The organism is Xanthomonas sp. NCPPB 3442, assembly GCF_056725145.1.
Map to the genome: position 1 here is coordinate 527193 of NZ_CM161514.1, position 19921 is coordinate 547113.

Genomic DNA, 19921 nt, shown 5'->3' on the forward strand with positions numbered 1-19921 from the left:
CACTCGCAATCGCGCGTCATGCTCGTCGCCGGCCAGCTGATAGGGGGCGATCCCGTGGCGCAACGAGTAGGCGATCCTGCAGCTAAGTCCCAAAGCAGCCGCTCCAGCCGCCCACTCCGCACCGCCGCAGATTCATCGACGCCCGTGTAAGCTGTTGATCCTGCTTCGCATTCTAATGGCTGCTCGCTGCGGCCACTTCGTCGATGACCGCTTCCGCCGATCGCTACGCCGCCTCCCTGCGCCTGTCCGTCGCTCCGATGATGGATTGGACCGACCGCCATTGCCGGGTCTTCCACCGCCTGTTGGCGCCGTCCGCGCGCCTGTACACCGAGATGGTGCACGCCAACGCGGTGATCCACGGCGATCGCGCCCGCTTGATCGGCTTCGATGCGGTGGAACATCCGCTGGCGCTGCAGCTGGGCGGCAGCGATCCCGCCTTGCTCGCGCAGGCGGCGGCGATTGCGCAGGAGTGGGGCTTTGATGAGATCAATCTCAACTGCGGTTGCCCCTCCGACCGTGTGCAGGCCGGGCGTTTCGGCGCCTGCCTGATGCGCGAGCCGGCGCTGGTGGCCGAGTGCGTCGCGGCCATGTGCGCGGCCACCCACGTGCCGATCACCGTCAAGTGCCGCCTGGGCGTGGACGACGATGACGACTACGCGCTGTTTGCCCGCTTTGTCGACCAGGTGGTCGCGGCCGGCGCGGCCATGGTGGTGGTGCATGCCCGGAACGCCTGGCTCAAGGGCTTGTCGCCGAAGGAAAACCGCGAAGTGCCGCCGCTGCGGTACGACTGGGCTTACCGGCTCAAGCAGGAGCGGCCCGGTCTGCCGGTCGTGCTCAACGGCGGCATCGTGGCCGTGGACACGGCGATGGCGCATCTGCAGCACGCCGACGGTGTCATGCTCGGCCGCGCCGCCTACCATGACCCGTACGTCCTGCATTGTCTGGATGCAGCCTTGAACCAGCGGCCCGAGCAATCGCGCGAGTCCTTGCTGCGCGCCTATCAGCCGTACGTGGAATCCCAACTGGCACAGGGTCTGGCCTTGAAGCACATGACCCGGCACGTCCTCGGTCTGTTTCATGGTCAGCCTGGAGGCAGGGCGTTCCGGCAGGTCCTGAGCGAGGGCGCCCATCGCCCGGGCGCCGGTTGGGAACTGGTCGAGCAGGCCCTGGAGCGCACCGACACCCGGTCCTGGCGCGTGGTTGCCTGACGTTGGCCCACCGCTTGCATTCCTGAACGGGCTGCCTGGATCTCCGAGCGTTTCGGTGGCTGCCGCAGCAGGCGCGTCCGTAATACCGCGTGCTCGCCGTGTCGGCCACTCTGATCGGCATTCATTTCACTGAATGCCGTTAACGTGAAGCTAAAAAGTTCAGATCGGATTCACCCCGAAAAATCAAGAATTTGGCTCGATTCCGACGCTCGACCCTCAGGTATGCGTGGTCGATTTCACGAATTTTGAATGTTTCTGAACAACCCGCTAGGATTTGTTTGTGACCCAATTGCACTGCCGCGCTCGCCAAGTCGCTCTGGTTGCCCTCTGGGTTGCCATGGCCGCGCCGTCGGCCTGGGGCCAGGGCTATCCGATGGTGCAGAGCGGACGCGAGGCGATGCCGCCCTCGGCACGCGGCAATAGCCGCACGCTGTCGGACACCATTCGGCATGTGCAGCGGTCTACCGGTGGACAGATCCTGGGTGCCGAGCGTGTGCCGTTCGATGGCGGCAATCTCAATCGGGTCAAGTACATGAAAGATGGGCGCGTGCACACCGTGTATGAGCCGGAGCAGACGCAGGCTGCGCCTGCGCGTAACTTGCCGCCGCCCGACGCGCCACCACGCGACGATAACCACTGAACGTAGATAGTTCTGCGTTCAGTCTTATAAATTCCCCGGCCGCTGGCCGACAACGTAACTAGGGAGAGTGCATGCGTATCCTTTTGGTCGAAGACGAAGCTCCGCTGCGCGAAACCCTTGCGGCGCGTCTGAAGCGCGAAGGCTTTGCGGTCGACGCTGCACAGGACGGCGAAGAAGGTCTCTACATGGGCCGCGAAGTGCCATTCGACGTCGGCATCATCGATCTTGGCTTGCCCAAGATGTCAGGGATGGAGCTGATCAAGGCCCTGCGCGATGAAGGCAAGAAGTTTCCGGTGCTGATCCTGACCGCGCGCTCGAGCTGGCAGGACAAGGTCGAAGGCCTCAAGCAGGGTGCCGACGATTATCTGGTCAAGCCGTTCCATGTCGAAGAGTTGCTGGCGCGCGTCAACGCGCTGCTGCGGCGTGCTGCTGGCTGGAGCAAGCCCACGCTGGAATGTGGCCCGGTCGCGCTGGACCTGGCGGCACAGACGGTAAGCGTCAACGGCGCCAACGTCGATCTGACCAGCTACGAGTACAAGGTGCTCGAGTACCTGATGATGCATGCCGGCGAACTGGTCTCCAAGGCCGATCTCACCGAGCACATCTACCAGCAGGACTTCGACCGCGATTCGAACGTGCTGGAAGTATTCATCGGTCGCCTGCGCAAGAAGCTCGACCCCGATGGCGAACTCAAGCCGATCGAGACCGTGCGTGGCCGCGGTTATCGCTTCGCCATTCCGCGTACCGAAGGCTGAGTCAGCGCGTCAGCGAGCAGGAAGACCAAGTGCCGGGCCGCTCCAAGTGGTATAGACGCTGGCGGCCGCGCTCATTGCAGGCCCGCCAGCTGCTGGCCGCCAGCCTCAGCCTGGTGGCGTTCCTGGCACTGGCGGGTTACGCGCTGGACGTGGCGTTTGCCGACACCGCCGAGAAGAACCTGCGTGAGCGGCTCAAGAACTACGCCTCCGCGTATGCGGCCAATATCGATTTCGTACGCGACGGGTCGCTGTACATCGGCGGGCAACCGCCCGATCCGCGCTTCGATGTGCCTGGCGGCGGGCTCTACGTTGAAGTTGTACGCCCGGACGAAAGCTGGACCTCGATGTCGGCCGAAGGCCCGAACATTCCGCATGGCCGCATGCTGGAGCCGCGCCAGGAAGAATTCATCGGCCCGCTGGAAATGACCCAGATCGACGGCAGCCTGGGCCAGCTGTATCGCTACGGGCTGGGCGTGAGCTATGTCGAACGCGAGCACGGCGGCGAGATTCCGTACACCATCTACGTGATGGAGGACGCGCGCTCGATGGGTGCGCAGCTGCGCGTGTTCCGTGGTGCAGTGTGGTTCTACCTTGGCAGCGCCGGTGTGGTGTTGCTGGTACTGCAAGCCTTCATTCTGCAATGGAGCCTGCGTCCGCTGCGGCGGGTCATCAACGAGTTGACCAAGGTGCAGCGCGGCGAGATCCAGCGCATGAGCGAGCAGCATCCACGCGAACTGGAGCCGCTGACCGACAGCATCAATGCCTTCATCGAAAGTGAGCGCGACAACCTGGAGCGTCAGCGCAACACGCTGGCCGATCTTGCGCATAGCCTCAAGACGCCCATTGCCGTCTTGCGCACACAACTCGATAGCGGTGCGTCCGAGCGCGACCTGCACGAAGAGATGGATGTGCAGCTGCGCCGCATGAACGATTTGGTGTCGTACCAGCTGGCGCGTGCGGCTTCCAGCGGGCACAAATTGTTCGCGGCACCATTGCCCATCGAACCGACCGCCGAAGAAATCGTGCGTGGCCTCGAGAAGGTGTATTCGGTCAAAGGCGTGTTGTGCGAATTCGATATTTCGCCCGAAGCACGCTTTCACGGCGAGCCGGGCGATTTGCAGGAACTGCTTGGAAATTTGCTGGAAAACGGCTTCAAGTGGGCGCGCAGCCGGGTGCTGCTGACCGCAAAACCGGGACCCACCACCGGTAGCCGTCGTGCCGGGCTGATTCTGTCGGTGGAAGACGATGGCCCCGGCATCGCGCCGGAAGACGTGGCCAAGATTCTGCAGCGCGGTGTGCGTGGCGACGAGCGTGTGCAAGGGCATGGCATCGGCATGTCGATCGTGCAGGACCTGATCAAGGGCTATCGCGGCGAGCTGCAGGTGGTGCGCTCGCAGGAACTGGGCGGTGCCCGCTTCGATGTGACCCTGCCGCCTGGATTGTGACCGCCGCAGGGCCGATGAACCCGTGGCCAATGTGCGCTGGCGTTCCGACAACCGTTTAACGCCTCACGCGTTGGCTTACCCATACTGGGCGGGCAAGCCGTTGCGATGGAGGGGCTGCATGTTCGAGCAAGTTGGCCAGGCCGTAGGCGTGGATGCGCGCGTCGCGCACGTGCGGCGCACGCGAGGATGGCGTGTGCTGCCGCTGTTGATCGGCAGCCTGTACGCGCTCACCTGCACGGCTGCCGAAACGCCGCTGACACCATCGCAGATGCGCTGGCTGCAGCGGGCCACCTATGGGGTTGATGCCAGCAGCGCGACGCAGCTGACACGGCTGGGCCCCAAGCGCTTTGGTGCGTTCTTGTTGCAGCCCAGCGACGACGCTGCGTTGCCCGCGGCGGTAGGCGCGCAGCTGCAGCGCTTCGACGCATTGCATACCCCGCTGGTGGCATTGCTGACCCAGTACGAAGCCGACAAGGTCCGCCTGCAATCCATGCCCGATGGCGATGAGAAGATTGCCTTGCGCAAGGAATGGCAGGCGCGCGGTGGTCAGATGCTGGTGCAGGCGCGGCAGGCGCAACTGTTGCGCGCGGTGTACGCGCCGGATCAACTGCGCGAGCAACTGGTGTGGTTCTGGCTCAATCATTTCAGCGTGTATGCCGACAAGGCCCGGGTGAAGTGGATGGCGGCCGACTACATGGAAAATGCGATCCGCCCCAATGCCACCGGCAAGTTCGCCGACCTGGTGATGGCCACGCTGGAAAGCCCGGCGATGCTGGAATACCTGGACAACGCCAAGAACGCCAAGGGCAAGGTCAACGAAAACTACGCACGCGAGTTGATGGAACTGCATACGCTGGGCGTGCACGGCGGCTACGGCCAGCAGGATGTGCAGCAACTGGCGCTGATCCTCACCGGCGCGGGCCTGGTGCCGATCAAGGCCAATGGCGCGCCGCCGTTGCCGCCTGCAGCGCCAGGGCAGGCGCAGGTCGTGCGCAAGGGTCTGTTCGAATTCAATCCGGCGCGTCACCAACCCGGCGACAAGATACTGCTTGGCCAGCGCATTGCCAGCGGTGGGCTGGATGAGATCGAACACGCCGTGCAGGTGTTGGTGCGCCAGCCGGCCTGTGCGCATTTCATTTCGCAGCGTCTGGCCGAGTACTTCGTCAGCGACGCCCCGCCTGCGGCGCTGGTGACGCGCATGGCCAATACCTTCCAGCACAGCGATGGCGATATCGCCAAGGTCATGCAGACCATGCTGGCGTCGCCGGAGTTTGCGCAGGCGCAACCGCGCAAGTTCAAGGACCCGAACCGGTTCGTGGTGTCGGCGATGCGGGTGGCGTACGAGGGTCAACCGGTGATCAACGCCGCGCCAATGGCCAGTTGGGTGCAGCAGCTGGGTGAACCGTTGTTTGGTCGCATCACGCCCGATGGTTGGTCGCTGCAGTCGCAGGCCTGGACCAGTTCCGGGCAGCTGGCACGCAGGTTCGAGGTGGCGCGTTCGATCGGCGGCGCACCGAAGCAGTTGTTTCGTCTGGAGGGCGACAACCAGACGCCGATTCCTGCGCCGGTGCAGATCGATACGCACCCCTCGTACCGCTGGTTGGCGCCATCACTGTCGGCCGCCACACGGCAGGCGCTGGAGCAGGCGCGCTCGCCTGCCGAATGGAATGGGTTCTTGCTGTCGTCACCAGACTTCAATTATCGCTAGGGCCATGGCGCCGAGTCGGATCTGGCGATTCAAGGCCCACGCGTCACGTTCGCAGATGCAACAACAACCGATCCAGCGATCCAACGAATGCCAGGCGCTCAATGCCGCGGGAGTACACCATGCAACGACGTCAATTTCTGCTTGCCTCTGCCGCCGCTGCAAGCATGCCGTGGGCCGGCCGTCTGTTCGCTGCGCCACGCGATAGCGCACGCATGCTGGTGGTGTTTTTACGTGGCGGCTACGACAGCAATAATCTGCTGGTGCCGCATGGCAGCGATTTTTATTACCAGTCGCGGCCGAGCCTGGCGATTGCGCGGCCAGATGCCGCCAATCCAAACAGTGCCCTGGCGCTGGATGCGCAGTGGGGTCTCAACCCGGTGGTAGGCCAGACGCTGCTGCCACTGTGGGAACGCAAGCAAGTGGCCTTCGTGCCGTTTGCCGGCACCGACGATCTATCGCGCAGCCACTTCGAAACCCAGGACGATATCGAATCCGGCCAGGCCGGCAAGCACCGCGATTACCGCTCCGGGTTCATGGCGCGCCTGTCTGGCGTGCTCAGTGGCGTGCCGGCCATCGCGTTCACCGATTCGTTGCCGCTGACGTTCCAGGGCGGTGGCGATTTACCCAACGTGTCGTTGCGGAGTATCGGCAAAGGCGGGCTGGATGCACGGCAGGCGCAGATCCTGTCGCAGATGTACGACAGCACGCCGCTGGCCGCCGCTGCGCGCGATGGTCTTGCATTGCGTCAGCAGGTCACCGCGCAGTTGCGCGAAGAGATGGAGCAAGCCGGTCGTGGCGCCGCCAGTGCACGCACGTTTGCCGATGAAACCCGGCGCATGGCGACCTTGATGCGCGAGCGCTATCGCCTGGGGTTCGTCGATGTCGGTGGCTGGGACACGCATGCCAACCAGGGCAGTGTGGAAGGTGGCCTGGCCAACAACCTGCGCAATCTCGGCGAAGGGCTGGCTGCCTATGCCGATGCGTTGGGCCCGGCCTGGAACGATACCGTGGTGGTGGTCATCTCCGAATTCGGCCGCACCTTCCGCGAGAATGGCAGCAAGGGCACCGATCATGGCCATGGCACAACGTACTGGGTGCTGGGCGGTGGCGTGCGCGGCGGCCGCATCGCTGGCGAGCAGGTGGCGGTCGAACAGGCGCAGCTGCTGCAAAACCGCGATTACCCGGTGCTCAACAACTACCGCAGCCTGTTCGGCGGAATGCTCGGCCGTCTGTGGGGGCTGTCGCCAGCGCAGTTGGAACGGGTATTCCCAGGTGCCAAGCCACGCGATCTTGGATTGGTGTGAGTGTGCATGGCGAGCGATCGCACCGTGCGTGGTATCGACAGCCGGCTTGTGTCGATCCCGCGGCGTCTGCTTCGGGCGACGGCTGCAGGTTGCTCCTGCCAAGTGCGATACCGCACGCCGCTCCGCGACGCGGCACATCAACGTTGCATTGAATCTGCAAACGGTGAGCGCCCGTAAAACCGTTCCAGGTGCAAGGCGACCTGCGGCATCGTGCGCAAAAGCACGCGCGGTGCGGAGAAATGATATTCGCTGACCACTGCGAAGAATTCCTCCGGGGCTTCGGCGGCATACGGATCGATCTCGGTGTCTTGACCCGCATCGACGCGTTGGCAAAACAGATCGTAGGCATGCTGGAAATCGCGCGCCCAGGCGCGTTGCGCATCGCGCGGCAGGGGCGGTGTGCCGTCGAGCGCGCCATCCAGTGCATCGAGCTTGTGCGCCATCTCATGCACGATCACGTTGAAGCCTGCCTGCGGGTCGTCCAGGTCGGCTTGCACATCGGCCCAGCTGACGATCAACGGACCTTGCTCCCAGGCTTCGCCGATCAGGGTGTCGTCCCAGGCATGCATCACCCCGGCCGCATCCATGTGGGTGCGCTGCACGCGAAACGCATCCGGGTACACAATCAGCTGCGACCAGCCGCGCCAACCGGCGGCGCCGATTTCCAGCAGCGGCAGGCAGCAGGTCGCGGCCAGCACGAGTTGATCGTTCGGTTGCAGCTGCAGCCCGTCGACAGGCGAAATGGTCTTTTGCTGCAGGAACTGCGCGGTCAATGCGCGCAGGCGTTGCTGGCGGAGTGGATCGAGCGCGGCGACCCAGGCGCAACTGCCGCACAGCCGCTGCCACAGCGCATCAGCAATGTCTGGAGGCGGCCGGCGCAGCCAGCGCATCAACCACTGGATCAGCGGAACATGCCCGGCAGGAAACTGTGCCAGCGCGGCATCGTGCGCATGCGCGGGAACAACGAATCGCCATCGCTGCCACCGCCGCCGCCGGTGGACGGCGTGGCCTTGTGCGGGCTGTTGCGTGCCGGTGCGGCTTCGGGCGCCGGTGTCCTGCCGCGCGCGGCCGAGTTGGTGCTGATGCAGCTGTCATGATCGCCGTCGATCAGCTGGTCCGATGCCAGGGCGGCAAGCGGAGCCAACAACAGGAGCAGGCAAACCGTGATTCGGCGCATCGTCCACATCCAGGGCAAGCGGCGTGAGTCGCCGATCATAACGCGCTTTTCACTCCCTCACGCAAGCCGCGCTGGGCGCCCGGGAGGGCTTGGCGCATACTTTGGCGGATGGATTCGGGGACTTTGCGCGCAATGCACTGTGAGATGAAAGGCGCCGGCGGCCGGCAGTGCGGCGCCGGCGCTGCGGGAGATTGGTCGGGCGCGCGCGCCGGTCAGCCGCAGGGCGCATGCCCGGTGCGGTCGGTCACCGAGCCCACCGCACGCCTGGTCTGGGTTGTCGATGTTGCATCACGCGCGTTGCCTCGGCGGCGCGCCGGCCGCGTCGCGCAGGCATTCCTCCCGGGTGCTGCAGCCCGCGCCGTTGCCACCTCACGCCGCATCGCCCGCCGCAGCCGTGGATGACCGTGCGTTGCTGGCCAAACTCGCCGGTGGCCGGTTGTCCGGCGATGCGTTGGCGCGCGATGCCGGGCTGACCCGCGCGGCGGTGTGGAAGCGCATCCAGAATCTGCGTGCGGCCGGCGTCGACATCGAAGGACGGGCCGGTGACGGCTATCGCCTGGCCACGCCCTTGGATCTGCTGGACGCGGCGCGTATTCGCGCCGGCATGGCCCCCGGTGCGGCAGCTGGGCTGGCGGCGCTGGATGTGGCCTGGACGCTGGAATCCACCAACACCACCTTGCTGGCGCAGCCGGCGCCCGAACAGGGCGTGGCGGTGCTGCTGGCCGAGCGTCAGACCGGCGGCCGTGGCCGGCGCGGGCGTCAATGGACCTCGCCGCTGGGCGCGCATATTTATCTGTCGGCGTCGCGCCGTTTCAATGGCGGGCTGGGCCAACTCGCAGGCCTGAGCTTGGCCGTGGGGGTCGCAGTGGCCGAAGCCTTGCGTGGTTGCGGGTTTGCCGATGTCGGGCTGAAGTGGCCCAACGATCTGCTGGCGCGGCAGCGCAAGCTGGGCGGCCTGTTGATCGAAGGCGGCGGCGAGATGGCCGGCAACGCGCGTGCAGTGATCGGGCTGGGCTTGAACGTGCACATGCCGGCGACCGCAGCGGCCAGCATCGACCAGCCCTGGATCGACCTGGATACCCTGGCCGGCGGCCCGGTGTCGCGCGACCAGGTGACGGCAGCGGTGCTGTCCGGGTTGCTGCCGGCACTGGACCTGTTCGAGGCGCAGGGGCTGGCGCCGTTCCTGGGGCGTTATGCAGACCTGGATGTCTTGCACGGGCGTACGGTGCAAGTCGAGGAAGCCGGCACCCACCATCGTGGCGTCGCGCTCGGCCTGGCGGCCGACGGCGCGTTGCGGGTGCAACTGGGCGAGACAGTGCGCCTGTTCCACTCCGGAGAAGTGAGCGTGAGACCTGCATGAGCGAGTGGTTGTTCGACCTGGGAAATTCGCGCTTCAAGTACGCGCCACTGCACGGCAACCGTGCCGGCCAGGTGCAGGCGTGGGCGCATGGCGCCGAGGCGATGGACGCGGCGGCGCTGGCGGCGCTGCCGTCCGGGCGTATTGCGTATGTTGCCAGCGTGGCCGCGCCGGCATTGACGCAACGCATGATCGCCTGCCTGCAGGAGCGCTTTACGCAGGTGCGCATCGTGCGGACCACCGCCGAATGCGCCGGCGTCCGGATTGCTTATGCCGACCCGAGCCGCTTCGGCGTGGACCGCTTTCTGGCGTTGCTGGGTGCGCGGGGCGATGCCCCGGTGCTGGTGGCCGGCGTGGGCACCGCACTGACCATCGACGTGCTCGGCGCCGACGGCCTGCACCGCGGCGGCCGCATCGCCGCCTCGCCGACCACCATGCGCGAAGCGCTGCATGCGCGCGCGGTGCAACTGCCGGCCAGCGGCGGCGATTATGTCGAGCTGGCCGTCGACACCGACGATGCCTTGACCTCCGGCTGCGATGGCGCGGCGGTGGCGCTGATCGAGCGCAGCCTTCAGCACGCCCAACGCAGCCTGGGCGTTCCGGTGCGGCTGCTGGTGCATGGCGGTGGCGCGCCGCCGTTGCTGCCGCTGCTGCCCGATGCCTCGTTCCGCGCGGCCCTGGTGCTGGACGGTCTGGCGACGTGGGCGACCGCTGCGGCGTCCCCGTAGAATCGGCGCATGTATGTCCGCGCGCTCATCGTCGTTTTGATCGTCCTCAATGCCGGGGTGGCGTTGTGGTGGGCCTTGCAGCCGCCACCGGCACCACCGCCGGCGCCGCTGCAGCCGACCGGTGTGGCGCGGCTGGAATTGCTGCCGACAGTGACCGGTGCTGGCGGGCCTGGGCTGCCTGCTGCAGCGCGTACGGGATCGGGGTCTGCGGCAGAGAGTGCGTCGACAGCACCGGCGCCATCGCCATCGACAGCATCCGGGCCTGCATCGGTACCCACGCCGACCACGCCGGCAGTTGCCGGTCCCGCCGCGCCAACGTCTGCAGCGCCGCCACCGGCCACCACTGCCGCAGCGCAAGCGCCGCGCGGCACAGCGGAAGCGTCGGCAGCGGCGAACGCTGCGATGAAACCGACCAATGCCGTCGCCGCGACGGCGGCACAACCATCGCCCGCCCCATCCCCGCCTGCCGCGGAGCGCTGCGCCAGCCTGGGACCTTTTGCGGCACGCGCCGATGCCGATGCGGCGCTGGCACGCGTGCGTGGGCAGGCCAGCCGCGCCAACGTGCGCGAGGACAAGGACGCCGGCATCAGCACGTTTCGGGTGATGTTGCCCAACGTGGGCGATCGCGCGGCCGCGCAGGCCCTGGTCAAGCGCATTGCCGCGGCCGGGATGGGCGACTACTACGTGATCGCGCAGGGCGAGGACAACACCGTGGCGCTGGGCCAGTACCAGAGCCGCGAGCGCGCCGAGCGGCGTCAGGCCAGCCTGGTCGGCGCAGGATTCCCGGCGCAACTGGTGCCCAGCGGCAACGGGCAATCGCGGTGGTGGATCGATGTCCGCACCAGTGCGGCCACCAACGCCCTGCAAGGGGCTGCCGGTGCCGCCCGTCAGCGTTCGCTAGATTGCGCCGCGCTGCGCTAGAATGCGCACCGGCGCGCAACGCGCCTGCCTTCGCCGGCATAGCTCAGTTGGTAGAGCAACCGCCTTGTAAGCGGTAGGTCCCCAGTTCGAATCCGGGTGTCGGCACCATCCTCGATCCACGCAAGCGTGGCAATCACGCTCGACGTTGCTGCTGTTGGAGCACGCGATGCGGTGTGGGATCTTTGCATCAACCGGTTACCAGGCACGATGGCGCGTTGCCTGCCGCCATCTGTCCCAACGTACGTTAGCGTGCCCAGCGTTTTGTAAGCCGGAGGGTGCGTCGCGCTCCGGTTTTTGAGCGTGCTATCCACGCTCACTTTGAAGGCTGCTCGCCCCGTTCGGTCGCCGCTTCAAGTGGCGTGCACCATGGCACGCGCATCGCGCGATGTTGATCGCGCCATGCGAGGTGCAGCACTCAGGCCGGGCGGCCGCCCGAGAGCAGTTCCAGCGCGGCCTTGCCGGTGTCTGTGTGTGCATCGCCGCTCAGTCGGTCGGCCAATGCGGCCACGATGATGGCGTGGGCCTGACGCAGCACGCTGTCGGCATCGGCGCTGGCGTCCACCACGTGTTTGCCGGGCAAGTCCAGCGCGGCAAAAATCGTGCGGCAGCGTTCCAGGTTGTCCTGGGTTTCGAAGTGGTTGGGCGCATCGCCACGGGCGCGGATCCGGGCCAGGCCGGTGGGTGGGGGCAGGTCGAGCAGCAGCAGTACGTCCGGGCGCGGCGCGAAGGCGTTGCGCTCCAGGAGTTCGTCCAGCGGCAGACCGGCCGCGCCCTGGTAGGCCACCATCGAGGGAAAGTAGCGGTCCAGGATGACGATGTCGCCGCGTGCCAGCGCGGGCGCGATCAAGGTGTCCACGTGTTCGTGGCGGTCGCGGATGAGCAGCTCGGCTTCTTCCTCCGCACTCAGGCGGCCGGTGGCGGCGGACTGGCGCAACTGGGTGCCCCATGGGCCGTTGGTGGGCTCCTTGCTCAGCACGACACGCGCGCCGGCCGCGTCCAGGGTGGTGGCCAGGCGGCGGGCGAGCGTGGTCTTGCCGGCGCCGTCGATGCCTTCGATGGCGATCAGCAAGCCGCCGGGCTTCAGTTCGATTGTCATCGCGCTACTTTAGCTGATCGTGGCGATGAACCTAACCGGCAGCAGGGCGATGAAGAGCGTGCAGTCTGCGCGACACGCGCCTGGCAAAACTCAGCCGCAGGAGCACATGGCATACGCGACGATGCAGCGACAGCGTTGCGGTGAGGTGCCCGGCGGCGCGCGACGGGAGGAAACAGAATGAGTTGACGTGCGCTGTGGCGGATATTGCCAAAGACTTATCGCCGGTATGTCCTGCGCGATGTCGGAAATGTCCCGATATCCTGGCTTCTGGCTGCGGGCCATACTGAACAAGTCAGACACACTGCACACGCGTCTCGCGACTGAGTCGTGTTTTTGGCTTCAAGGAAGACGGACGCGTCGCCGCCACCCTAGAGGCGGCATCCCCCGCGTGACGCCCGCTCAGGCACCGTCGTGACCAGATTCCTTGTCTTGCTGGCCGTACCCGGCGCCGGCGCCAGGCGCGCTTTCGATCAGCTGGTCGCCGAGGTGTAGCGATAGGACAGCAGCGACTTCACCAGGAAGGTGATCTGGGTGGCCGAGCGCGCATCCACGCGCATGACCGGTACGCGGAAGCCTTCGGCCACCAAGGCCTCGCGAAAGGGCGGCACCAGGAAATCCTCGACTTCATCGGTCATGGTGATGCCCACCGCCAGGCTGGCCTCGGGTGCGATCTGCGAAAACTCGCGCAACAACTCCAGCGTGGCTGTGAGCATCTGCGGGTCGCGTGCGTTGGTCAGCACGATCACACCCAGCGCACCGTCGCACACCAGCGGCCACATGAAATCCAGGTATTTCTGACCTGGCACACCGTAGACATGCAGCAGCTCGCCGTCTTCCAGCTCGATCGAGCTGTAGTCCAGCGCGACGGTGGTGTAGGTCTTGTCGCCGTAGGCGTCCTGGCTGAGCGGCATTTCGGTGCTGACCGGCTCCACATCGGAGATGGAGCGCACTGCGGTGGTCTTGCCGGCGCCCATGCCGCCGACGAACACCAGCTTGTTGGCTGGAAGACTCATGACTGCGCCTGGAAGAGGGAAAGGCCGAACCGACGTGCGACCCAGGAAAAGAACCGCGTGTTGCCGCCATCTGGGCGGCGCTGCGTTGCAGGCACGGGAATCTCCGCAGTCTGGGCAAGGCCGCTGGCAAGTGCAGCGGCGAACAGGCATTCCACCGTTTGCAGCGGCAGCTTGCAAGCATTGGCCAGCGCCTGTGGGCGCCAGGGGCGTGCATGCAGGTGGGCGATGGCCAGCAACTGGGCTGGCGAGCTGGTCTCTGCAGTCAACTCCGGCCACTGGCGCAATTGCAGCGCATGGCCGGGTTCCACTGCCGGCAGCGCCTGGCGCAGATGCTCGGGCAGGGCGAAAAACAGCGCTTCGAAGGAAATGCGTTGGGGCAACGCGGTCGCGGCAAGGTCGGGCACGACGTGCCAGCCCGAGCGGTCCAGCGCGGCGATGACCTGCGCCAGCGCCACGCCAGCGGGCAACTGCACGCAGCCATTGCCCGGGTCCACACGCACCTGCAACTGCGCATGCTGCAGCGTCGCTGCGCCGGCACCGAATTCGCCACGGCAGTGCCGCAGCAGCAATGCCGGCTCCGCGACCGGGGTAGCGTGCGGCGAGGACAACAGCAGGCGCATGTGTTCGTTGAGTTCGCGCACGGTGGCGCCGTGCTTGATCCAAGCGCCAGCCACGGGCGTGCGCGACACCACCAGCACCCGCACCGGTTGACCCTGCAATGCCTGCCAGGCGGCCAAGCCATCGGCGCTGTCCAGGCCCAGTACCACCACATCGGCCGCGTGCTGCGGCCATTGGCCCAACTGCACGTCGATGCGGTCGGCGAGCAGCAGCGAGCACGCCAGTTTCAGGCGTGTGGTGTGCAGCAGGTCCAGGCCGGCCGTGGCGACCCGCATGGCGTTGATGGGTGTGGTCATGAGCTGGCGCCGTAGCGGCGCATTGGATTACGAGATGCCTGCCGGTCTGCACCGGCAGGCTGGATCAGGCGATGCGCTGGCACCGCGCTGTCGGCATCAACCGAAATCGAGGGTCTTTTCGAACGCCTTGAGCTCGTGACGGGCCATGGCCAGGTTGGCCTTGGCACGGTCCAGCACCACGTACAGGAACAGCGTGCTGTTGCTTTCCAGCGGGCGCAGCAGGTGGTACTGGCGTGCAAGCGTGATCAGGATGTCTTCGATGGTGTCGTTCAGGCCGAGCTGTTCGGCGATGCGGCGCTTGGCGCGCACCACTTCGGTGTTGCCGGCCGCCGCCAATTCCAGGTTGAGCTCGGCACCGCCGGTCATGCCCAGCGCCATGCCGCTGTCGCTATCGACCAGCGCCGCGCCGACGAAGCCGGCCAGCGAATGCAGGTGTTCCAGATTGAGTTTTGACACGTGTGGTCCTTGGAAACGATGAGGAATGGGTGCCTTGCGGCATGCACGAACAGTGCCAGGTGCTCAGCCTTGCGGCGGGGTCAACACGGTGGCGAGGCGGCCGGCGCAATCGCGCGCATTGAACAACAGCGCAGCGGCATTGATGTCGCCACTGCCCACTGCGGTGAGCGTCAGCGGCTTGTCGGCGCGGATGCGGATCAGCACCAGCTGCCCGGCACGCGTGCTGACGGTGGCGTAATCGGCCTCTTTCAGGCTGGATTCGCGCGCCAGGGTCTCGCCCAGGGTCAGGAACGAATTGGCCATCGCGGCAAGCCGGCGACTGTCCACGTCCAGGCTGGAACGCTCGGTGATGGCGCGCCCGTCGGCCGTGGAAAGCATCAACAGGCGGATGCCCGGCTCACGTTCGATGGTCTGCGCAAACTCGTGACCGATGCGCTGCAGATCGTAGAAATGCAACGCCCGCGGGACTTCGCCTACGGCAGCCTTGACGACCTGGTTGACGGCGTTGTGCGGCATGAAAATCCCCCTGTTGCGTGATGGCCCGGGCGCGTACGTGCGTGGTGTGCCGCGCCGGGCGGCGCACCATACCACCCGGATCCGAGCAGGCTGTCACGCTCGCCCGTGGTGCTTAACTGGGCGGTCAGACAGGCAGAATCGGCAAAGTCCGGTGCGCCACAAAGTGCCTTGGTACGTCACGATAGCGGCGCGACGAGGCAGATCTAAACCTCGCGTTTGCTCGCACTGTTCAGTACGGGCGACATGCGTGCTGCGCTGCCGCGCGTCACTGTGCGGGCGGGCAACTAGACTGCACGGCTTTATCGATACTGGAGCAATGCATGGCAACGCAGTACGTGCCGGTTTCCTTGATTGGCGTTCCCACCGACATCGGCGCGGGCCACCGCGGCGCGCGCATGGGGCCGGAGGCGCTACGCATCGCCGGCCTGCAGGAGGCGCTGGTCGGCCGCGGCGTGGAGGTGCGCGATCTGGGCAATCTGGATGGTCCGCGCAATCCCTGGCAGGCGCCGCAGGCCGGCTACCGGCATCTGGACGAAGTGGTGGCGTGGAACCAGGCGCTGATGGACGCCAGCTACGCCGAACTGCGTGCCGGGCGCATGCCGATCATGCTCGGTGGCGACCATTGCCTGGGCATCGGCTCGATCACGGCGGTGGCCAAGTACTGCCGCGAGCAGGGCAGGCCGTTGCGGGTGCTGTGGCTGGATGCGCATTCGGATTTCAACACCAGCGAGGTGACTCCTTCGGGCAACGTGCACGGCATGCCGGTGGCCTGCCTGTGCGGGCTGGGGCCCGAGTCGCTGACCCACCTGGGCGGCAGTGCGCCGGCGTTGTTGCCCGAGCAGGTGCGGCAGATCGGCATCCGCTCGGTGGACCCGGAGGAAAAGCGGCTGATCAAGCAGCACCGCATCGATGTGTACGACATGCGCTACATCGACGAAGCCGGTATGAAGCGCACCATGGAAGCGGCGTTGCAGGGCATGAGCGCCGATACCCACCTGCACGTGAGTTTCGATGTGGACTTCCTCGACCCCAGCATCGCGCCGGGCGTGGGCACCACGGTGCCCGGTGGCCCCAACTACCGCGAGGCGCAACTGGTGATGGAAATGATTGCCGACACCGGGCGCATGGGCTCGTTGGATATCGTCGAACTCAACCCGGTGCTGGACAACCGCAATGCGACCGCCGAACTGGCGGTGGATCTGGTCGAGAGCCTGTTCGGCAAGTCGACGCTGATGCGGGATTGATCCGGACCGAGCGCACCGGGACGCGTTCACATCAAATCCACGGCCGCGCAGTCAGATTTGGCGCCAAGCCAGGTGCGCTGGCACCGTGATAGAACGAGGACAAGCGATGAAGCGACTGCTGACACTGATGGTGCTGGGCCTGTTTTCGGCCGGCGTGATGACGGGCTGCAACACCGTGGCCGGCGCCGGCAAGGACATGCAGGGTGCGGGCGACAAGGTCGAGAAAACGGCCGAAAAATGCAGCGACGGTAAGTGCTGATCCGTCACATCGCGTGGCCCTGTTGAATTGATCGATCTGCGGCAACGCGCCGCTTTACCCCTGAGGAGTGTGTTATGAAGCGTGCAATTGTGCTGCTGGTGCTGTCGATGTTGTCGGTGGGAATGCTGGCGGGTTGCAACACCGTCGCAGGCGCCGGCAAGGACGTGCAGGGCGCTGGCGAGAAGGTGGAAGACGCAGCGCGTAAGTAATCCGACGCCGCATGCAAAAAAACGGGCCGCAAGGCCCGTTTTTTGTGCGTGCTTTACGTACAAGGCGGCCTCCGTCGACGCATGCAACATGCAGTGCGACCAGCGGCGGGAGTAGGCAACGGTTCAGTGCGGTGATCGGCGGTTTGACACCTTTTGATCCCGGACCAACGCCCGCGTGGGCAGGCTGGCGCCACGGTCAATCGCGACCGCATCAGCGGAGTCATCGCATGAACAGTGACATCATTTCCGGCAAGTGGACCCAGTTGAAGGGCAAGGCCCAGGCGAAGTGGGGCGATCTTACCGACGACGATTTCAAGGTTGCCGAAGGCAATGCCGAATATCTGCAGGGCAAGCTCCAGGAGCGCTATGGCTGGGACCGCGATCGCGCCCAGACCGAAGTGCGCGCGTTCGAAAAGTCGTTGCGCGACGACACCTGAGGTGCGCCGATCTGCCGCCAGTTGAGGCGAGCAGCTTGCAGACGACGGGCCGCCCGGTGCGGCCCGTTCTGCGTTCGAGCGTGGAGCCAACTCCCCGGCGCCTGCGGCGGTGGCAAAAGTGCGGAACCGCTAAACTTGGGGGCTACCCCACTCTGGCATGACGTAGATGACCACCCGTGTCCTTACCGGCATCACCACCTCCGGCACCCCGCACCTGGGCAATTATGTCGGTGCAATCCGCCCGGCCATCCAGGCCAGTGCAGGTGCCGATACGGAGAGCTTCTATTTCCTGGCCGATCTGCACAGCCTGATCAAGGCGCAGGACCCGGCGCGCACGCAGCGTTCGACACTGGAAATCGCCGCCACCTGGCTGGCCTGCGGCCTGGACCCGGACAAGGTGTGGTTCTACCGGCAGTCCGATGTGCCCGAGACCACCGAGTTGATGTGGTTGCTGACCTGCGTGGCCGGCAAGGGCATCCTCAATCGCGCGCATGCCTACAAGGCGGCGGTGGACAAGAACCGCGCCGATGGCGAGGACGAGGATGCCGGCGTCACCGCAGGCTTGTTCATGTATCCGGTGCTGATGGCGGCCGATATCCTGATCTTCAATGCGCACAAGGTGCCGGTGGGGCGCGACCAGATCCAGCACATCGAAATGGCGCGCGATTTCGCGCAGCGTTTCAATCATGTCTACGGGCGCGACTTTTTCACCTTGCCCGAAGCGGTGATCGACGAGCAGGTGTCCACCTTGCCAGGCCTTGATGGCCGCAAGATGAGCAAGAGCTATAGCAACACCATTCCACTGTTTGCACCGCGCGAGGAATTGCGCAAGCTGGTGTTTTCCATCCTGACCGATTCGCGCGCCCCGGGCGAAGCCAAGGAGACGCAGGGGTCGGCGTTGTTTCAGCTGTACCAGGCATTTGCCACACCGCAGGAATCTGCCGCCTTTGCGCAGGCGTTTGCCGACGGCATCGGCTGGGGCGATGCCAAGCAGCAGTTGTTCGAGCGGATCGATCAAGAGATTGCGCCGCTGCGTATGCGCTACGAGGCGTTGATGGCAGAGCCAGCCAAGATTGAAGCGATCCTGCGCGCCGGTGGTGCACGTCTGCGCGCGCGCTATGCCACTCCCCTGCTGGCCGAGTTGCGCGATGCGGTGGGCTTGCGCGATCTGTCCAGCCAGGCCGCCACCGCGGCGGTGCAGTCCAGCGAAAAGGTCGCACTGCCGGTGTTCAAGCAATATCGTGAAAGCGATGGGCAGTTCTATTTCAAGTTGAACGATGGCGCGGGTGCATTGCTGCTGCAGAGCGATGGCTTCGCTTCGCCACGCGATGCCGGACAGGTGATCGCACGGTTGAAGCAGGCCACCCAAGCCAGCGATCTGCAGCTGCCGGGCGTGCATGCGCAGGTGGATGCCGACGTGATTGTTGCCGCGATGGATGCCTTGCGCGAGGCGTGAGCTGCGCGGCGCAACAGGCGTCGAGGTGGGTTGTTGCGGTTGCGTAGGTCGTGCCTGTGGCGACATGCGCGACAGTAACGCCAGGCTTGGGCCTACACTGCAGTTTCGACAACCGCCGCGGGGTGCGAATGACAGCGACAGCCGAGTTCAACATCCACACCATCGATACCGGCTTTGGCGGCGTGCAATTCGATGCAGCATATCTGGTGGTCCAAGCGCAGCAGGCCGCCTTGATCGATTGCGGTACCTCGCTGTCGGTCCCGCAGATGCTGGCCGCGGTGCAGGCGGCCGGCTTGGCGCCAGCGCAGGTGGAGTGGTTGATCCTGACCCATGTGCATCTGGATCATGCTGGCGGTGCAGGAGCCTTGTTGCGGCATTTGCCCAATGCGCAGGTGCTGGTGCATCCGCGCGGTGCACCGCACCTGATCGACCCTGCGCGGTTGATTGCCGGCGCCACCGCGGTGTATGGCGAGGCGGACATGGCGCGCCATTACGGCGTTATCGAGCCGGTGCCGGCCGAGCGTGTGGTCGCGGCCGGCGAGGGTCATACCGTGATGCTGGGCAAGCGCGCGCTGCGCACCGTCGAGACGCCTGGACATGCGCGCCATCATCTGTGCGTGTGGGATGCGCGCAGCCGCAGCTGGTTCACCGGCGACACCTTCGGCCTGTCGTATCGCCAGTTGGACAGTGCGCGTGGCGCTTTCATCGTGCCGACGTCCTCGCCGGTGCAATTCGAACCCGAGGCCATGCTGCAGTCGATCGCGCGCCTGATGGACGCCGCACCAGAGGCGATGTATCTGACCCATTACGGCCGTGTCACCTCGCCAGAACCGTTGGCGCGGGCGCTGGGCGAGCAGATTCATGCGATGACCGACATTGCGCTGGGCTGCGCGCAGCGTCCGGACCGGCATCGCTGCATGGTGGCGGCATTGACCGAACTGTATCTGGAACGCGCACGCCAACATGGATGTCGGTTGGACGATGCCGCCGTGGAGCAACTGCTGGCAACGGACATCGAGCTCAACGCGCAAGGGCTGGGCTGTTGGCTGGATCGTGCAGCGCGCATGCGTTAGCGCTG

The 19921-nt window shown here is 65.7% G+C and carries 22 protein-coding genes and 1 tRNA gene; 16 read left to right on the forward strand and 7 right to left on the reverse strand.

Going from position 1 to position 19921, the window contains the following annotated elements:
- The first annotated feature begins 203 nt into the window (after positions 1-203).
- From dusA to AC1POX_RS02285, 6 genes are all read left to right on the forward strand, one after another.
- On the forward strand, positions 204-1208 hold the full coding sequence (gene dusA, locus AC1POX_RS02260) for a tRNA dihydrouridine(20/20a) synthase DusA (RefSeq protein ID WP_011348923.1): 1005 nt from the start codon (positions 204-206) through the stop codon (positions 1206-1208).
- A 274-nt stretch (positions 1209-1482) separates the two neighbouring features.
- Entirely contained in the window at positions 1483-1848 is a 366-nt protein-coding gene (locus tag AC1POX_RS02265) for a hypothetical protein (RefSeq protein WP_031424692.1), read from the forward strand.
- A 71-nt stretch (positions 1849-1919) separates the two neighbouring features.
- Entirely contained in the window at positions 1920-2603 is a 684-nt protein-coding gene (locus AC1POX_RS02270; RefSeq protein ID WP_002808458.1) for a response regulator transcription factor, read from the forward strand.
- A gap of 74 nt (positions 2604-2677) precedes the next feature.
- Positions 2678-4048 carry an ATP-binding protein gene (locus AC1POX_RS02275; protein WP_008576455.1) on the forward strand — a complete coding sequence of 457 codons (1371 nt, stop codon included), beginning with the start codon at positions 2678-2680 and terminating at the stop codon, positions 4046-4048.
- Positions 4049-4166: 118 nt separating this feature from the next.
- On the forward strand, positions 4167-5756 hold the full coding sequence (locus tag AC1POX_RS02280) for a DUF1800 domain-containing protein (RefSeq protein WP_372356703.1): 1590 nt from the start codon (positions 4167-4169) through the stop codon (positions 5754-5756).
- A gap of 119 nt (positions 5757-5875) precedes the next feature.
- The gene (locus tag AC1POX_RS02285; RefSeq protein ID WP_029820642.1) at positions 5876-7060 is read left to right on the forward strand and encodes a DUF1501 domain-containing protein; all 1185 of its coding nucleotides are present in this window, start codon (positions 5876-5878) and stop codon (positions 7058-7060) included.
- A gap of 137 nt (positions 7061-7197) precedes the next feature.
- On the opposite strand, the gene AC1POX_RS02290 is transcribed toward AC1POX_RS02285, so the two are convergent.
- Both AC1POX_RS02290 and AC1POX_RS02295 read right to left on the reverse strand, forming a co-directional pair.
- The gene (locus tag AC1POX_RS02290) at positions 7198-7953 is read right to left on the reverse strand and encodes a M90 family metallopeptidase (protein WP_029820641.1); all 756 of its coding nucleotides are present in this window, start codon (positions 7951-7953) and stop codon (positions 7198-7200) included.
- A gap of 8 nt (positions 7954-7961) precedes the next feature.
- Positions 7962-8276 carry a hypothetical protein gene (locus AC1POX_RS02295; protein ID WP_008576447.1) on the reverse strand — a complete coding sequence of 105 codons (315 nt, stop codon included), beginning with the start codon at positions 8274-8276 and terminating at the stop codon, positions 7962-7964.
- Between the two features lie 304 nt (positions 8277-8580).
- Here AC1POX_RS02295 and birA point away from each other — a divergent pair, with 304 nt between their 5' ends.
- The 4 genes from birA (at position 8581) to AC1POX_RS02315 (ending at position 11351) form a co-directional block, all read left to right on the forward strand.
- Positions 8581-9597, forward strand: coding sequence for a bifunctional biotin--[acetyl-CoA-carboxylase] ligase/biotin operon repressor BirA (gene birA, locus AC1POX_RS02300; protein ID WP_031424681.1), 1017 nt, complete (start codon positions 8581-8583; stop codon positions 9595-9597).
- Positions 9594-10322 carry a type III pantothenate kinase gene (locus AC1POX_RS02305; RefSeq protein ID WP_014091334.1) on the forward strand — a complete coding sequence of 243 codons (729 nt, stop codon included), beginning with the start codon at positions 9594-9596 and terminating at the stop codon, positions 10320-10322. Before birA ends, AC1POX_RS02305 begins: the two co-directional genes overlap by 4 nt.
- Positions 10323-10331: 9 nt before the next feature.
- Positions 10332-11243: an SPOR domain-containing protein gene (locus AC1POX_RS02310; protein ID WP_080721248.1), complete on the forward strand. Its 912-nt coding sequence runs from the start codon at positions 10332-10334 to the stop codon at positions 11241-11243.
- Between the two features lie 32 nt (positions 11244-11275).
- Positions 11276-11351 (forward strand) — tRNA-Thr (locus tag AC1POX_RS02315).
- 307 nt (positions 11352-11658) lie between these two features.
- On the opposite strand, the gene tmk is transcribed toward AC1POX_RS02315, so the two are convergent.
- From tmk to AC1POX_RS02340, 5 genes are all read right to left on the reverse strand, one after another.
- Positions 11659-12339, reverse strand: a complete 681-nt coding sequence (gene tmk, locus AC1POX_RS02320; RefSeq protein ID WP_011348915.1) for a dTMP kinase — start codon at positions 12337-12339, stop codon at positions 11659-11661.
- Positions 12340-12809: 470 nt separating this feature from the next.
- Positions 12810-13352 carry a GTP-binding protein gene (locus AC1POX_RS02325; protein ID WP_003486615.1) on the reverse strand — a complete coding sequence of 181 codons (543 nt, stop codon included), beginning with the start codon at positions 13350-13352 and terminating at the stop codon, positions 12810-12812.
- Positions 13349-14266 (reverse strand): hypothetical protein, encoded by a 918-nt coding sequence (locus tag AC1POX_RS02330; protein WP_008576439.1) that lies wholly within the window; start codon positions 14264-14266, stop codon positions 13349-13351. The genes AC1POX_RS02325 and AC1POX_RS02330 overlap by 4 nt, the downstream gene beginning before the upstream one ends.
- 96 nt (positions 14267-14362) lie before the next feature.
- A complete protein-coding gene (locus AC1POX_RS02335) occupies positions 14363-14722 on the reverse strand; it encodes a roadblock/LC7 domain-containing protein (protein WP_003486613.1) in 360 nt (119 codons plus the stop codon).
- A 63-nt stretch (positions 14723-14785) separates the two neighbouring features.
- Entirely contained in the window at positions 14786-15238 is a 453-nt protein-coding gene (locus tag AC1POX_RS02340; protein WP_008576438.1) for a roadblock/LC7 domain-containing protein, read from the reverse strand.
- A 320-nt stretch (positions 15239-15558) separates the two neighbouring features.
- On the opposite strand from AC1POX_RS02340, the gene rocF reads away from it, so the two are divergent.
- The 6 genes from rocF to AC1POX_RS02370 all read left to right on the forward strand — a co-directional run bounded on the left by rocF (position 15559) and on the right by AC1POX_RS02370 (position 19916).
- Positions 15559-16482 (forward strand): arginase, encoded by a 924-nt coding sequence (gene rocF / locus AC1POX_RS02345; RefSeq protein WP_008576436.1) that lies wholly within the window; start codon positions 15559-15561, stop codon positions 16480-16482.
- A 106-nt stretch (positions 16483-16588) separates the two neighbouring features.
- Positions 16589-16741: an entericidin A/B family lipoprotein gene (locus tag AC1POX_RS02350; RefSeq protein ID WP_011348912.1), complete on the forward strand. Its 153-nt coding sequence runs from the start codon at positions 16589-16591 to the stop codon at positions 16739-16741.
- 74 nt (positions 16742-16815) lie between these two features.
- Positions 16816-16950, forward strand: coding sequence for an entericidin A/B family lipoprotein (locus tag AC1POX_RS02355; protein ID WP_005914328.1), 135 nt, complete (start codon positions 16816-16818; stop codon positions 16948-16950).
- 227 nt (positions 16951-17177) lie between these two features.
- Positions 17178-17387, forward strand: coding sequence for a CsbD family protein (locus AC1POX_RS02360; protein WP_003486601.1), 210 nt, complete (start codon positions 17178-17180; stop codon positions 17385-17387).
- A gap of 166 nt (positions 17388-17553) precedes the next feature.
- Complete coding sequence (locus AC1POX_RS02365) at positions 17554-18843, forward strand: tryptophan--tRNA ligase (RefSeq protein WP_071117705.1); 1290 nt, start codon at positions 17554-17556, stop codon at positions 18841-18843.
- Between the two features lie 128 nt (positions 18844-18971).
- Entirely contained in the window at positions 18972-19916 is a 945-nt protein-coding gene (locus AC1POX_RS02370; protein ID WP_008576427.1) for an MBL fold metallo-hydrolase, read from the forward strand.
- Positions 19917-19921: the final 5 nt, after the last annotated feature.